15 protein-coding genes are annotated in these 15,440 nt (G+C 49.9%); 14 read left to right on the top strand and 1 reads right to left on the bottom strand.

Features of this window, described 5'->3' with window-relative positions:
- Positions 1-6: 6 nt before the first annotated feature.
- The 12 genes from AC0YN4_RS04040 (at position 7) to AC0YN4_RS03985 (ending at position 12,486) form a co-directional block, all read left to right on the top strand.
- On the top strand, positions 7-1,437 hold the full coding sequence (locus tag AC0YN4_RS04040) for a sulfatase family protein (protein ID WP_475779943.1): 1,431 nt from the start codon (positions 7-9) through the stop codon (positions 1,435-1,437).
- Positions 1,430-2,428: a Gfo/Idh/MocA family protein gene (locus AC0YN4_RS04035; protein ID WP_475779944.1), complete on the top strand. Its 999-nt coding sequence runs from the start codon at positions 1,430-1,432 to the stop codon at positions 2,426-2,428. The genes AC0YN4_RS04040 and AC0YN4_RS04035 overlap by 8 nt, the downstream gene beginning before the upstream one ends.
- A 3-nt stretch (positions 2,429-2,431) precedes the next feature.
- Positions 2,432-3,031, top strand: a complete 600-nt coding sequence (gene cysC, locus AC0YN4_RS04030) for an adenylyl-sulfate kinase (protein WP_475779945.1) — start codon at positions 2,432-2,434, stop codon at positions 3,029-3,031.
- Positions 3,028-4,455, top strand: a complete 1,428-nt coding sequence (locus AC0YN4_RS04025; protein WP_475779946.1) for a sulfatase family protein — start codon at positions 3,028-3,030, stop codon at positions 4,453-4,455. The genes cysC and AC0YN4_RS04025 overlap by 4 nt, the downstream gene beginning before the upstream one ends.
- A 41-nt stretch (positions 4,456-4,496) precedes the next feature.
- Positions 4,497-5,378: an AraC family transcriptional regulator gene (locus tag AC0YN4_RS04020; RefSeq protein ID WP_475779947.1), complete on the top strand. Its 882-nt coding sequence runs from the start codon at positions 4,497-4,499 to the stop codon at positions 5,376-5,378.
- 23 nt (positions 5,379-5,401) lie between these two features.
- The gene (locus tag AC0YN4_RS04015; protein ID WP_475835214.1) at positions 5,402-6,817 is read left to right on the top strand and encodes a sulfatase family protein; all 1,416 of its coding nucleotides are present in this window, start codon (positions 5,402-5,404) and stop codon (positions 6,815-6,817) included.
- Between the two features lie 153 nt (positions 6,818-6,970).
- Complete coding sequence (locus tag AC0YN4_RS04010; protein ID WP_475835213.1) at positions 6,971-7,981, top strand: HoxN/HupN/NixA family nickel/cobalt transporter; 1,011 nt, start codon at positions 6,971-6,973, stop codon at positions 7,979-7,981.
- A gap of 74 nt (positions 7,982-8,055) precedes the next feature.
- Complete coding sequence (locus AC0YN4_RS04005) at positions 8,056-8,340, top strand: YqkE family protein (RefSeq protein ID WP_475835212.1); 285 nt, start codon at positions 8,056-8,058, stop codon at positions 8,338-8,340.
- Between the two features lie 134 nt (positions 8,341-8,474).
- Positions 8,475-8,909: a hypothetical protein gene (locus AC0YN4_RS04000; RefSeq protein ID WP_475779951.1), complete on the top strand. Its 435-nt coding sequence runs from the start codon at positions 8,475-8,477 to the stop codon at positions 8,907-8,909.
- Positions 8,910-9,277: 368 nt separating this feature from the next.
- Complete coding sequence (abc-f, locus tag AC0YN4_RS03995) at positions 9,278-11,044, top strand: ribosomal protection-like ABC-F family protein (RefSeq protein WP_475779952.1); 1,767 nt, start codon at positions 9,278-9,280, stop codon at positions 11,042-11,044.
- A 232-nt stretch (positions 11,045-11,276) separates the two neighbouring features.
- Positions 11,277-11,996 (top strand): hypothetical protein, encoded by a 720-nt coding sequence (locus tag AC0YN4_RS03990; RefSeq protein WP_475835211.1) that lies wholly within the window; start codon positions 11,277-11,279, stop codon positions 11,994-11,996.
- Positions 11,997-12,045: 49 nt separating this feature from the next.
- Positions 12,046-12,486 carry an N-acetyltransferase family protein gene (locus AC0YN4_RS03985; protein ID WP_475780109.1) on the top strand — a complete coding sequence of 147 codons (441 nt, stop codon included), beginning with the start codon at positions 12,046-12,048 and terminating at the stop codon, positions 12,484-12,486.
- A 70-nt stretch (positions 12,487-12,556) separates the two neighbouring features.
- On the opposite strand, the gene AC0YN4_RS03980 is transcribed toward AC0YN4_RS03985, so the two are convergent.
- Complete coding sequence (locus AC0YN4_RS03980; protein ID WP_475835210.1) at positions 12,557-13,366, bottom strand: 3'-5' exonuclease; 810 nt, start codon at positions 13,364-13,366, stop codon at positions 12,557-12,559.
- A 209-nt stretch (positions 13,367-13,575) separates the two neighbouring features.
- Between AC0YN4_RS03980 and AC0YN4_RS03975 the strand changes: the two genes are divergently transcribed.
- Both AC0YN4_RS03975 and AC0YN4_RS03970 read left to right on the top strand, forming a co-directional pair.
- Positions 13,576-14,451 (top strand): permease, encoded by an 876-nt coding sequence (locus AC0YN4_RS03975; protein WP_475780110.1) that lies wholly within the window; start codon positions 13,576-13,578, stop codon positions 14,449-14,451.
- A complete protein-coding gene (locus AC0YN4_RS03970; protein WP_475835209.1) occupies positions 14,448-15,416 on the top strand; it encodes a TIGR03943 family putative permease subunit in 969 nt (322 codons plus the stop codon). Before AC0YN4_RS03975 ends, AC0YN4_RS03970 begins: the two co-directional genes overlap by 4 nt.
- Positions 15,417-15,440: the final 24 nt, after the last annotated feature.

Raw genomic sequence — 15,440 nt, 5'->3', positions numbered from 1 at the left:
ACTGCCATGTCCGCAAAAAAACCTAATATTCTATTCTTCGGCATCGACAGCTTGCGCCGCGACCATATGAGCGGCTATGGTTATTCGCGTCTAACGACGCCATATATTGATAAACTTGCTTCACAAGGTGTAACGTTCGAGCAGCATTTTAGCCCGAGCATTCCGACTACGCCTGCCTATGCTTCCATGCTTACGGGAATGGACGTGTTCGGCACAGACGTTGTCGCGCTCCGACATGAAGGCCCGCTTGGCGGACATGTGGACACGCTCGCAGAAGTGCTGGAGGCGAATGGGTACAACACGACTTGTATCGGATTTACGGGCAATCCATCGGCACGCGGCTTCCAGAACTACCTGAACTACGAGTCTTGGCTTCCGAATGAAGAGAGCGGTCGCGCTCCGAAAGCGGAGAACCTGAACGATGTTGCGATTCCGGAACTGGAACGCCTCGCGGCAGAGGATAAACCGTTCTTCCTGTTCCTGCGTCATATGGATCCCCATTCGCCGTATTTGCCTCCGCAGCCGTTCGAGCGGATGTTCTATGGCAAAGACGAGAAGGATCCGTCGAATACGTCGATGGAGCCGGTATATGATTTCAAGCCGTTCGGCGATTATTTGAAATCGTGGATCGGGGAAGACGTAACCGACCATGAGTATGTAACCGCTCAGTACGATGGTTCTATTGCGTATATGGACATTGCGATCCAAACGTTATTCACGAAACTTGCCGATATGGGTATTGAGGAAGATACGCTAATCGTCATTACGTCCGATCATGGCGAAACGCTGTATGAGCATGATTGTTATTTTGACCATCACGGTCTCTATGACTGTACGCTCGTCGTACCGCTTATTATCAAGTTCCCTGGACGGGTGCCAGCCGGCAAGCGAGTATCGAGCGTCAGCGTCATTTCAGACATTATGCCAACGGTTCTGGACCTGCTTCAAATCGACTCCGGCACCTCCTATGACGGGCGCAGCCTAAATGCCTTCATCAAAGGCGAAGCCGATAGCAGCCTGGAGAAAAGCGAGCTCTATATTACGGAGTGCACCTGGATGCGCAAACACGGCTGGCGCACGCCGGAGTGGAAGCTGATCTGCTCGCTGGAACCCGATTTCCATCATAAACCGGAGATCGAACTGTACAATCTGATTCGCGATCCGCAAGAGAATGTGAACGTAGCCGATCAAGAGCCGGAAGTCGTAGCTTTCCTTCAGCAGCGGATGAACGAATACATCGCTAAGCGCGAAGAAGAAGTAAACCGGACTAATCCGATCTACACGAACACCAACTGGCATGGTCAGAACAAAATTTTCACCTCCTCGCAGGAAGCGTATGACTCGCTTTATATCGGGTCGATCAACAATGCACGCAAGCTGCAGCAGAAGGAGAAGGAACAAGAAGAAGCCAAAGAGACGGTAGAGAGCAATGATTAAGGTAGCTGTCGTAGGCGTTAACCATATTGGCAAAATCCACTGTCATGCTTACAAGCAACACAAGGATACAGAGCTGACAGCGGTATGCGATCTCATGCAAGAACGTGCAGAAGCAGCGGGTAAGCTGCATGGCGTTCCGTTCTATACGGATTTGCGTGAGCTTCTTCTGAAGGAAGACGTCGATGTTGTCGTTGTGGCAACAGCCGGCGTCGAGAAGGGCAGCCATCACTTTGCTCCGACGATGATTGCGATCGAGGCCGGCAAGAGTGTTTTCGTCGAGAAGCCGATTTCGAACAACATCGAAGAGGCTCGTGCGATGGTGGCAGCAGCAAGAGAGCAAGGCGTTCGGCTTGCTTGCAACCTGAATCATCGGTTCACGCCTGCCGCCTATAAAGCCAAGGAGCTTGTCACTTCCGGCAAGCTCGGCTCCTTGCTTTTCCTGAATATGCGCCTTACGATCCGCAATCCGCAGGAGGATACGGAATGGCTGCATATGCGTGCGCTGCATCCGCATTCCATCGATGTTATGCGTTATTTTGCTGGGGATATCAAGCGGGTGCAATCCTTTATGACCAAAGCTCCCAACCGCGATTCGTGGTCAACCGTATCGATCAATATGGAATTCGAATCCGGTGCGGTAGGCCATTTGACCGGCAGCTACGATATGTCGATGCGGCACCCGATCGAATATTGCGAAGTAGCAGGGAATGAAGGCCGGATTGTCGTAGATAACGTATATGAAAGTATGACGTATTATCCGCATGAATCCGATGAGCTGACGGTCGTTCGAAACCCACTGTTCGGAGGAATGAAAGGCTTCGACGATACGTTTGAACAACGCATCAATTGTTATATTGAAGAATTGAAATCAGGCGTTACGCCTGAACAGATAACGGCATCAGGAGCAGACGCGCTTGCAGCCCAAGAAGTCATTGAAGCGGCCATTAAGTCGCATCAGCTTGGAGGAGCTCCGGTTACAGTCCTTACTTAAAGGATGCTGCAGGAGATACGGAGGGAAACACGCATGAAGAACGACGGTTATGGCTCGGTACTTTGGTTTACCGGACTATCCGGAGCAGGCAAAACAACGACAGCCAAAGCCGTAGAGAAGAAGCTCCTAGAGCGCGGAAGACGCGTAGAGCTGCTGGATGGCGATGAGCTGCGAGCTACAATATGCAAAGGGCTGGGCTTTAGTATGGAGGATCGGTTCGAGAACATTCGAAGAATCTCCTACATCGCCAATTTGCTCTCCCGCAACGGGGTTGATGTGCTGGTCTCAGCCATCAGCCCTTACAAAGCAATGCGAGATTACGCGAAAGAGCAAATGCCATCGTTTGTGGAAATTTACGTGAAATGCCCGCTCCATGTGTGCGAAATGCGCGATGTGAAAGGGTTGTACGCGAAGGCGAGATCCGGGGAGATTACACGTTTCACCGGCGTATCCGATCCTTATGAGGAACCGGAGAATCCCGCTATTACGCTGTGCACCTCCACTTCGACGCCTGAGCAGAATGTGGATCAGGTTCTGGCCTGGATCGATTTGAATACGTCGACGTTATACAATGACAACCAGAAAGGACTAAGTGGGCTATGAAAATCATTCTAATCTCGCTGGATACGCTTCGGGCATCCCGTTTAAGCAGCTATGGCTATGCGAAGCGAACAAGTCCCCATTTGGATCAAATCGCGCGTGACGGCGTACTCTTCGAACAGGCTTACGCAGCCGATATTCCGACAGAGGTAGCCCATACGGGCGTCTTTACCGGCAAAATCGGTCTCACTACCGGCGCCGTCTCCCATGGCTCTGAATTGACGCAGCTCCCGAAATCGGTCGAGTGGCTGCCAAATTTGCTGCGCTCAGCCGGGTTTACTACGGCGGCTGTCGATAATATGTATCAGTTGAAGGAATGGTTCGCCCGCGGCTATAACTACTACATCAACAGCGTAGGCGGCAACCGCTGGATCGATGGCAGCACAGTGAACAAGCTGGCTCTGCCTTGGATCGATCAGCATAAGGATGAATCTTTCTTCTTGTTTCTGCATTATTGGGATGCGCATACGCCATACTTGCCGCCTGAGTCATACATTCCGGAGTTCTATGATTCGGCGAAGGATCCGTTTGATCCACGAAATAAAAGCATGGAGCCCGCTTATAATCACTCGGCCTATCCGTTCTTCAAACACCATCATTATGATCTTGTCGGCCAAGTGACGGACACCGATTATTATGATGCGCTCTATGACGCGGAAATCCGCTACTTGGACGATCGCTTGAAGGAACTGGACGATCATTTGGCGAAGCTAGGTATTCAAGAAGATACGCTGCTCGTCTTATTCGGCGATCATGGCGAGAGTTTGACTGAGCACGACATTTATTGGGATCATTGCGGCTTATACGAGCCAACCGTTCATGTACCTATCATTATGAGATGGCCGGGGCGTATGTCGGAAGGAAGACGCGCGTCAGGACTTGTGCAGCAAGTTGACCTGCTTCCTACTTTGCTTGAAGCGATTCGCAAGGAAGCGCCGGATGGAATCGATTTATCCAAGCTGAAGGAACCGGCAGGACTTGACGGCAAGAGCTTATGGCCAACGATTGCCGGTCAATCAGAAGGGACACATGATACGGTCTACTTGAGCGAATGTGCGTGGCAAGCAGCAAGAGGAATTAGGACGGATCGTTACAAGTTTATCCGTACCTATGATGCCGGACCTTTCACTAGGCCGCCGCGCGAATTATATGATTTATCCGTTGATCCTGAGGAGAAAGTGAATCTGGCAGCTACGGAGTCCGCGCTTGCTGAAGCGTTCGAGCATGAGCTGGAAGAATGGGTTCGGCAGAAGCTGAACGGACGACCGGATCCGATGGTTGTGCAGCTTGAGGAGAAAGGCCTGCCTTTCCGCAGACGGATCGAACAGATCTTGGCGGGAGCGGGTATGACGTGGGATGAATGGAAGAGCAATCCGGATCGTACGAAGTTTGATGAAGCAGCCAGTAAACATTCACACAGTAAATAGCCAGACGCGCAAGTCAGAATGGTTGGTGAAGGAGGGCGTGTATGAAGGATATCTTAAGCAGCACCGGATTTATGAAAGTCGAATTTCCTTTCTGGATTACACGCACGGTTCAAGGCTCGATTCGCGAGCACGGGCATGAATTCGTTGAGCTTGTGTATGTCGTTCGGGGGAAAGGGATGCATGTCTTCGAAGGCACTCATTATGCCGTTCACGCAGGCGACGTGTTCATTATCAATCCCGGCGAAACCCATGCCTACGAAGTGGAGAGAGGCGAGCAGATGGAAATTATCAACTGTTTGTTTATGCCTTCCTTCATCCCGGATGCCCTGCTTGCCGAGCTGGAGATCACCGGATCCATGGATTATTTCTACGTGCATCCCTTCCTGAAGCAGGATGTCCGGTTCAATCACCGCCTGAATTTGCATGGGCAGGATGCCGCTCATGTACTGATGTTGCTCGAAAATATGCTGCGCGAGATGAATGGACGGTCAATCGGTCACACGACGCTAATTCGGCTCCAGCTTATTGAGCTGCTTGTCTTGCTGTCTCGCTATTATACGTTGATGCAGCAGCAACGCGCCCATCCTTCGCCGCGCCAGATGGAGCGTGAAATGACGGCGAAACGCATTTATGGTTATCTGGAACGCAATTATGAGAAGAAGATTACACTTCAATCTTTGTCCTACTTGTTTAGCTCCAGCATTAGACAGCTTAATCGGTTGATGCAGGAAGAATACAATCGGAGCGTATTCGAAGCACTCCATGAGGTGCGGATTGAACGGGCTAAACATCTGCTAATGGAATCCGATGAGAAGGTGATTGTCATCGCGACGATGGTCGGCTATGAAGATCAATCCTTCTTCAATCGATTGTTCCTTAGACATGTAGGCTGCTCACCGAGCCAATATCGTGTAAGCGGCTAAACCGAGAGGAGACAACAACCGTAATGGTACAGCGCCCTCCTAATATATTGTTAATAACAGCCGACCAATTGCGTTATGATTGTGTCGGCTACAGCCGCGTCTATCCCGTCCAAACGCCAAACCTGGATCGCCTTGCGGCGCAAAGCACCGTGTTTCACCATGCCTACTCGCACATTCCGGTATGCAGTCCTGCCAGGCAGTCGATGCTTCATGGCAGAAGGGCCGAAACGATCGGCGCTCTGTGGAATTATCATGCGTTTCTGCCGGTTGGCAGCTTGCAGCCGGAGCAGTATACTTGGAGCGCGGCTCTTGCGCAGAAGGGTTATCGATCAGCTTTTATGGGTAAATGGGGCGTTAATCCAAGCGAAGACCCTACAGCATTTGGGTATGACTCCTACGTGAGTGAAAACAATTACAGAGAGTTTCGGAAGAATCGCTACCCTGATCTAACCTACGCGAACGGCTATTTCGGAGAGACCAATCCGATTCCACTTGAGGATTCGGAGACGCATTGGTTCGCGGATCGAGCCATTGAAGCGATCGATCAACTGAACACCGGAGAAGAGCCTTGGCATGTGGCCGTTCATTTCGCTGAGCCGCATCTGCCATGCCGCCCAGCTGGCAAGTTTGCTGACATGTATGATCCGGAATTGATACCGGAATGGCACGGATTTCGTGAAACGTTCGAGGGGAAACCCTATATCCAGCAGCAACAGCTGGTAAGCTGGGGAGTGGAGAACTATACGTGGGCCGATTGGGCGCAGGTAGTTGCCCGTTATTACGGGATCATAAGCCAGCTGGACGAGGCTATTGGCCGGATACTTGTTGCACTTGAGCAGAAGGGAGCTGCCGAGAATACCGTCGTTATTTTCACTGCTGATCATGGCGATATGTGCGGTTCACATCGGATGATGGATAAGCATTACATCCTCTACGATGATGTGGTGCGTGTACCGCTGATGATTTCTTGGCCGGGTCACTTGCAATTCGGTGCGGTAAGCGAAGATTTCGTCTATAACTTACTCGATTTGGGTCCGACCGTATTGGAGCTTGCCGGCGTTGCCGATGAACCGCCTATAAAGTTTCATGGTCAATCCCTCATACCTCTGTTGAATGACAGCGCACCAACGAAAGACTTCGATGAACGGGATGAAATAGTGGCTTCCTACAACGGTCAGCAATTTGGACTGTATACGCAGCGTATGATTCGAACTCGGGCTTGGAAATACGTTTGGAATTTAACCGATACGGATGAGCTCTATGATTTGCGGTCTGACCCTGCAGAATTGGCCAATGTAATTGGAGAAGCAGAGAACGCAGAAGTGGTGGCAGATTTGAGACAACGGTTATACGATCGTCTTGCAGCAGACGAAGACCCGGTCGTCACCAACGAATGGACACGCAGACAACTTCTAAATGGAGCGAAACTGCATAAATAAGAAAGACGCGAATTGGAGTGCGATCCGGGCTGGCGACAGTTTGGGCACTCCTTTTGTTCGTTTTTTTGTATAGCTTTTCCAACGCGTTCCTTTTATAATGAATTCACATAATCTTGTTAGATTATCTGACATGGGAAAGTGGAGGGAAGACGAATGCATGAACTTTGGAAACAGCGTAAAACTTGGGCAGGCTACATAATCGTCGTCTTGGCTCTGCATGTCTTGGGTTTCATCGGGTTAATGGTGGCCGTTCGTGCGGATACAGGCTTCTGGAGCCTCGGATTATTGGCGTATACGCTTGGTATGCGTCACGCGTTCGACGTGGATCATATTGCGGCTATCGATAACACGGTACGAAAGCTGGTTCAACAGAAACGTAATCCGCTGGGGGTAGGTTTTTATTTCTCGTTAGGTCATTCGTCGGTTGTCTTCTTAATGGTTCTTGCGATCGCCTTATCGGTCAAGTGGATTCAGAATGAAATGCCATTCTTGCAGCATACAGGGAAGCTGATCGGCACATCGGTTTCGGGAATTTTCTTGCTTCTGATCGGTATTATTAATTTACTCATCCTCATTAACTTGTTTCAGCTGTTTCGTCGTATGCGCAGCGGCAATCACAATCAGAATGAACTGGAAAAGCTCTTGGAAGCACGTGGGTTATTCTCCAGGCTGTTCAAACCGTTGTTCCGTCTGATTAACCGCAGCTGGCATGTGTATCCGCTTGGATTTCTGTTCGGACTTGGCTTCGACACCGCAACAGAGGTAGGGTTGATGGCGATTTCGGCAGGTGCTGCGCAGAGCTCCGTGTCGATCTTAGGCATTCTTGCTCTACCGCTGCTGTTCGCTTCCGGCATGAGTCTCCTGGATACGGCGGATGGCATGTTTATGACCAAAGCGTATCGCTGGGCATTCCATACCCCGCTTCGCAAAATGTTCTATAACGTAACCGTCACAAGTGTATCTGTCATATCCGCGCTGTTGATCGGCATGGTGGAGCTGCTGCAGATTTTGACGGAGAGTATGAACCTGCAGGCTCCGTTTCTGCAATGGGTGAGCAGCCTTGATTTAGGAGATCTCGGTTATTTCTTGGTTGCCCTATTCGTCATAGCCTGGCTCGTGTCCGTGGTAGTCTGGAAGACGATGAAGCTGGAAGAACGTTACTAGTCGCACCGCTCTCGCATAGGTACTGGCAACGCAGTGGTCTGAATTGCTATAATGATCGCAGGTAGGTGATCACGATGGCTAAGAAAGACAAGTTTAGACCCGCTTCTCATTCGCAGCAGCAGCAGCAGAGGCAATCCACAGAGGATAAGCCTGCGACACTGAAGGATCTATTGCGACCGGAAGTGCTGGATAAGCTCAAAGGCGCTGCTCAGGAAATGAAGGATGCGGAAGAGAAGCGTAAGGCAGATCTTCGCAAGCAGGAGGAAGAAGCACGCGCGGCCGAGAAGAAACGGCAAGAGAATGACTTCGAGTATCTGCTGAATAACAGCAAGATGGACTGGCGGAATAACAAAAGCTAAGCATTATGAAAGCTCCTGTCTAGCAAGTAGACGGGAGCTTTTTATGTCCGATGGAATTATTTGGATCACACTACCACCTGTCCAATCATGCTCTTGCTATTTTACATATGAATAGATAAAGGAGGTGATGTATTATGGCTGCTATTTTGCTAGATTCGAAAACATCACAGAATGCGAGTTATGCTAACTCCATTGCGATTCCAATCTTGGTTATTAACACGCCGAACCTTATTGCTCAGCAAACACTCGATTTATCCGCAGGTGTAGCTGGACAAACACGGGTCGAATTTACAGGCGTTGCAGCGGTTCAATTGCCGCTTATTCCGCTTCTGACGACGGTTACGGTCTTTGTTACAAGAGGTCTGACAGCAGGAGATGTCAACGTGTTCTCCGCTGCGTTAAACCTTTCACTCAGCGTCCTCGGACCACAGTTGGTCTCGTTCTCCGGCTCTGATTTCAACGCGCCTAATATTGCGAACCAGGCTTACTCTGTGTGGATCCAGACGTCTGCAATTGGTACAATTCGTGTTGGACCAGAGAGCTTCAACTTCACCGCTTTCACGAACTAAACTAATTTTTATGGAAATAGAGAGGTGCAAGCGCGACATCACCATGCTATAATGGGGTATCTTGAAAGTTGTAGGAGGTATCCAATTAGACATCATGTGGACCTAATTTTCTGTCGATCATGATTTTCGAAAATGACGATAAGAGATGAGCTCAGCCTGTGCGCGGAGCGGAATAGGTTACGTGTGTCTATAGGAGACGACTCCTTCTGCCTGGATTGATGCCAATTGTTGGCCTCTATTTAAGGTGTGTTCACGCTATCTCTATATCCGCATATCCTTAGCCGCAGGCGTGCCTTGCGGTTTTTTTGTTGTCTTCGACAATCATCGCCCATGTCAGTTGTTCAACTAAACTAAAAGTGGTGATTGGTATGACATTATTAACATTACGCGGAATTAAGAAGAGCTTCGGAGACACGAATGTGCTCGTGAAAGTAGACGCCGATCTGGCAAACCGAGAACGAGTCGGCTTGGTCGGGATGAATGGCGCAGGTAAAACAACATTGGCCAATATGATATTCGGCAGCATACAGCCTGATGAAGGCAAGCTAACGTTTCATAAGGATCAGCTGCGTATCGGGTATTTGCTGCAATCGACCTCCTATACGGTCAGTACGTTCAGCCAGATGATGGACCCCGCAGTTGAGTCGCGTGAAACCGAGCAATTCCTGCAAACGGCAAGTCACTTGGGCTTGCAGAAGGTGAAGGAATGGGACGGTGAGCGTCTTGCCGGACTAAGCGGAGGCGAGAAGACGAAGCTTGCCATCGCCCATATCTGGGCTTCCAAGCCGGATATCCTGCTGCTCGATGAACCGACGAATCACTTGGATTTTGACGGCGTCGATTGGCTTGTTCAGGAGCTGAGACGGTATAGCGGTACAACGATTGTCATCTCGCATGACCGGTATTTCCTCGATCAGACCGTTGACCGGATTATAGAGCTGCAAGATGGCGTTTCTACATCCTTTCCCGGCAACTATACGTTCTATCGGGAGGAGAAAGCGCGCCGTTTCCAAAGCCAGCTGCATCATTTTGAAGAGCAGCAGAAATACGAACAGAAGATTGAAGCGGAAATCACGCGGCTGAAGAACTGGTCGGACAAAGCACACCGAGAAGCCGGCAAGGTCGGGAAAATGGCTGAAATGCGCACTGGTGTGAAAGAGTTTTATCGCAGCAAGGCCAAAGCTATGGATAAGCAGATCAAGTCACGGTTACACCGACTGGAGAAGATCGATCTGGAAGGTGTGAAGAAGCCGGTAGAGGAAGCCAAGGTATCATTCGGCTGGGATCAGCCGGAGAAACGCGGTCGCCGCATCGTGGAAGCGCAGCGAATCGGCAAAGCATACGGCGGGAGATCGCTGTTTGCAGATAGCTCGTTCTATCTGCAGCGGGGAGAGAAAGTTGGTTTGCTTGGACCTAACGGCAGCGGGAAGACGACCCTCATTCAAATGCTGCTCGGTCAGAAACCGGTCGATGCCGGTCAGCTATGGATCAGTCCGACAGCCAAGGTCGCTTATTTAACGCAGGATGTGTCCGATCTGGATCAACGGCGAACGGTCCTCGAGCTGCTTCAAGACAGCCATGAAATTCGCAGTGATGTCGGGAAAGCGCGAACTTTGCTGGCTAATATGGGCTTTGATTCCTCCATGCTCCAGAAGCCGATTGCGCATTTAAGTCTTGGGGAACGAACGCGTATTAAGCTCTCGCAGCTCATGATGCGCGAGCAGGACCTGCTGATTCTGGATGAGCCGACGAATCATCTGGATTTGACTAGCCGTGAGCAGCTGGAAGAAACGTTAGCGGACTATCGCGGAACGCTGATTGTCGTCTCCCATGACCGGTATCTGATGGATAAGATTTGCACGAAGCTGCTCGTATTCCAAGATGGCGGGATCAAGCGAATCGAATCCGGCTACGAGGCGTTTCGTGAGAAGCCACACGCTTCGCAGGCTGCTGAATCAAGCGAGAATAGGGATGCACAGCAGGAGCTCGAGGAAGAGAAGATGGTTATCGCGAACCGGATCGCATTTCTATTAGGCGAATTCAGTTTGCTGAAGCCAACCGACAGCCGTTATACGGAGCTTGACGCTGAGTATAAGCAGCTCCTAGCCCAGAGGAAACAGCTGAATACACGATAACACAATCCAAGAGTTATGTCGGTATGCTATTGCTGCCGCATAACTCTTTTTATGGTCAAACAGCCATCGTACAAGTGCTTCAATTGCATGAAAATGAGAAACGGCTTTACGATTTCTGAATATAATAATGTAACGTTTGCAGCAGTGAATGACAACGTATTCACCGCCGCATACTAAGTGCTGAAGGTCGAACTAACTTAATTGGCCAACACAACAGGGCGGTGACAACAGCATGCAGGCAGATGTTACCTTGGATTGGGATGTCTACTTATTGGCGGGTGTAGGCTCGAGTCGTACGATTTTTTCGGAATGTGTAAAGGAACTGAAGCGTAAATATGCCGAAGCCGGCAAAGCGTCGAGCATCAGGGAACTCTTCCCGTATGGCGATCATACACACAATTTCTTTCATCAGCTGCTGCGGGTGCGCAAGGATCTATACCGGTTTCGACGTGCTGTTCAGTTTGGTGCTCGTGCCGTAGCGGGACAGGTGCGCATGCAATCCGCAGGCAAACCGGTGCTGTTCATCGGGCATAGCGGGGGAGGCGTAGCCGCTTACCAAGCAGCTGTCATGCTGCATAAAGAAGGCATTATTCCGGATTGGCGAGTTGTGCAGGTTGGCTCACCTAAGATGCCGATTGCAGCGGACTACATCAGTAAAGTACATTATGTCGTGGCGGTAAACGAGAAAGGTGCGTGTGCCGATTTAATAACGCGGCTGGGCAGTTGGGGCGGAATTAGCAGAAACCGGTATGGCATGTGGTACTGGAATCGTGTAAAATATGCTCCGAAACATATTATTCCACTTCCGTTAATCGGGGGGCATCAACACTATTTCCGCAAAGAAGCGCCATACGTTCATCCCGAGAGAGGCCCTAACCTAGTCGTTATGATCGATATGATCTGGGAGCGGGTAGCCAGGGAACTGGCTCTTGCAGCTTCGAGTTTAATGTAAGTGCGCGGATTTGCAGGCAAGAAGGGGAAAATAGGCCATGATTCGTACCATTCATACGTACCAAGCCACGATGCAAGACCTTCCTGAGCTGGCGATTATGTTTGATCAATACCGGCAATTCTACGGCCAGCCTGCTGATCGAGAAGGCGCTCTGCAGTTTCTGAGGGAGCGATTCATTCATCGGCAATCGGTCGTATTTGTCGCGAAGTGTGACGAACAATTGATCGGATTTACACAGCTTTACCCGACCTTCTCCTCAATCTCTATGCAGGGGTCGTGGATTCTCAACGATCTGTATGTCCTGGAAGCTTATCGAAGTGTTGGCGCCGGACAGATGCTGCTTGATGCCGCGAAGCAGTACGGTGAGCAGACAGAAGCGAAGGGGATCGAATTGTCTACCGCTGTTGACAATAGGGTCGCGCAGCGACTTTATGAGCGCAATGGCTATGAGAAGGACGATACTTACTTGCACTATTACCGTAAATTATAAGAAAAAAAGCTTGGTGAGCAGCGCATGATCATGCATTGCGCGCACCAAGCTTTTTTCTATGTTCCGACTGTTATACTTCCGATGTGGATTCGCTCGTTTCCGTGTTGTTCGAGCTGCGGGTTTTACGCGGTCCTTTGGCCATTTCAGCATCGAAATAAGCTTCAAGCTCGGCAACTTTACGCGGGTCCTCTAGTGTAACCTTGCCGCTAAGTACATGCTCAACGATCATCGCCCAGGTCGGCGTTACTTTCTGCGATGCGATAATGCGGATCGCGTTCTTGACGATTTTGCGTTCCTTAGCATTGGAATAGACGTCCTTGAATTGCTGAATCCGTTCGAAATCCATATGTTCAAACACAGCTCGGAAGATATCCGCCGTCATCCGTGCATCCTCTAACGCGCGATGGGCATTGTTCTCTTCGCCGCCAAGTCCAAGCTCATTCAGGGCCGTTTCGACGCTTACATCGTTCGTGACATCCTTATAACGGATATAGCCTTTCAACAAATCGAAATAATTGACCGCAAGCCAATACGCATCGTCTATGTTATGCATGCGCGTATCGAATACGATCCGTTTCATATCTTCGCCGCCCCAAGTGACGAACAGGAAGTTCTCATTAGAGCCAAGCCAATTCATAAATTCATGAATGACGGCCGGGAATCCTTCAGCCGCATCGATGCCCTCTTGCGGGATGCCGGTTTTCTTCTTAATGAATTCGTTAAGTTTGGCAAAATAGACCGGCTTGACTAAAGCGGAGAATTCAGCAATCGGCTGCAATTCCGCATTCAATCTGACCGCTCCGATTTCGATAACCTCCATCGGCAATTCGCTTGCGAATTTGCGCCCGTTAAACTCGATATCTAAAATAATGTAGTCCAATGATGAAACCTCCGCCGCATTGTTGTCGTCCTTCATTGTAACAGAATAGGGCCGGGCTGTCTTGCGTAGTCCAAAGTCGCAGCTTTTATCGTTAATCTAGCATTTTCAGCCGGATTGATAGATAATGGAGTCCGAATAACCGATCGTTCGGGACATAGCAGGAGGTGCCTGTGGTTACTTTTCTACAACTCAATACGATCTTTTTAAGCATGATCATGGAAGCGATTCCTTTTATCCTGCTCGGCGTTATCATTTCCGGTCTAATCCAAACGTTTCTGTCTGAACGATGGATCGCAGCGATCCTTCCGCGCAACCGATACTTGGCATCGTTATTCGGCTGTGGCGTGGGACTGTTCTTCCCGGCATGTGAATGCGGCATTGTGCCGATCACGAGGCGATTAATTCGCAAAGGTGTACCGCTGCACGCGGGCATTGCGTTCATGCTAACCGGTCCAATCATCAATCCAATCGTATTGTTCGCGACCTACATCGCATTCGGCAACAATTGGACGATGGTGCTTATTCGTGGTGGGATGGCAATCGTCGTCGCTTATGTTACGGCAATCGTCATTTCGTACCTTTATCCGAAGCTGCCGCTCAGGGGGATGAAGGTAGCGGATGCTGAAATCGCAGCAGGTGCTGAATCAATGTCAGCTGAGCCTATTCGACTGCCGCTTCGTTCACGCTTATATGAAGTGATGCAGCACGCCATTGACGAGTTCTTCTCCGTCGGCAAATATTTGGTGCTCGGGGCATTCATCGCAGCTTCGATGCAAACGTTCATACCAACGTCGACGCTCATGCATATCGGCAGCACGCCAATTACAGCCTCAGTGGTGATGATTGGATTAGCGTTTATCATGTCGCTGTGCTCGGAAGCTGACGCGTTCATTGCTTCTTCTTTTCGCAGCACGTTCTCCGTCGGTTCATTATCTGCGTTTCTCGTCTTCGGTCCTATGATTGACATTAAGAACACGCTAATGCTGTTGGCTGTTTTCCGCGGGAAATTTGTGCTTGTACTCATTGCACTGGTGGCGGCATGCACGCTGGCTTCGTCACTGCTTGTGGGGAGGTTGATGGGATGATTCGTCTCTATATGCTTGCCGGTTTCGCGTGTTTGTTTATTATGATGCACCTAGGCGGTAATTTAAATAAATACATTAATCTGAAATACGCGTATTTGACGCAAAGCGCGATCGTCATGTTAATCATTCTGTTTCTATTCGAATTCGTGCGGCTGTACAGGAAGGAACGGGACGAGCGGAAGTCGAAGGAGCGGCACGACCATGAGCACCACAAGCACCATAAACATCCTGAGCACCATGAACATCCTGAGCACCATGAACATCATGAACATCATGAACATCATGGCCATAATCATGAACATGAACACCATGCGCATCATGATCATATCGGACACTCGCATGAACAGCCCATTCGCTGGAAGCGAATTGTCTCGTACAGTATATTGATTTTCCCGCTGCTTACCGGCTTCTTCTTGCCCGTTCAGACGCTGGATTCCAGTTTCGTAAAGGCCAAAGGTTTCTCGTTCCCGAATTTCGATGCTTCTGCGGATAATCCAGGATTTCACCAGTTTCTAAAACCAGACTCCAGCGTGTTCTATGGCAAACAAGGCTATGCGAAAGTGTCGCGCCAAGAGCTTCAGGAGTTTCTGCCTATGAAGGAGGTTGGGCTGTCGGATACCAACTACTTGAAGGGGCTAGAGGCCATTTATAACTTCCCGGATGCGTTTATCGGCCGGAAGGTCAGCTTTGACGGATTCGTCTATGCGGGGGAGCAGACGGAAGCGAATCATTATTTTGTATTTCGCTTCGGGTTCATTCATTGTGTGGCGGATTCTGGCGTCTTCGGTATGCTCGCAGACTTCCCTGCAGGCACGGCTGCCTTCCATAACGATGAGTGGGTAAGAGTAACCGGCACCTTGACATGGTCGTTCTATCAGCCATTCAAGCAAACGATTCCGATGCTGAAAGTGACCGAGTGGAAATCGATTCCGAAGCCGAAAGATCCTTATGTATACCGTGCTTAACAACAAGAAAGGCTCTCCGCTCAG

It is taken from the genome of Paenibacillus sp. J22R3 (genome assembly GCF_056269305.1).
The sequence above is the reverse complement of the archived record's forward strand: the minus strand, read 5'-3'. Positions and strand labels throughout refer to the sequence as shown.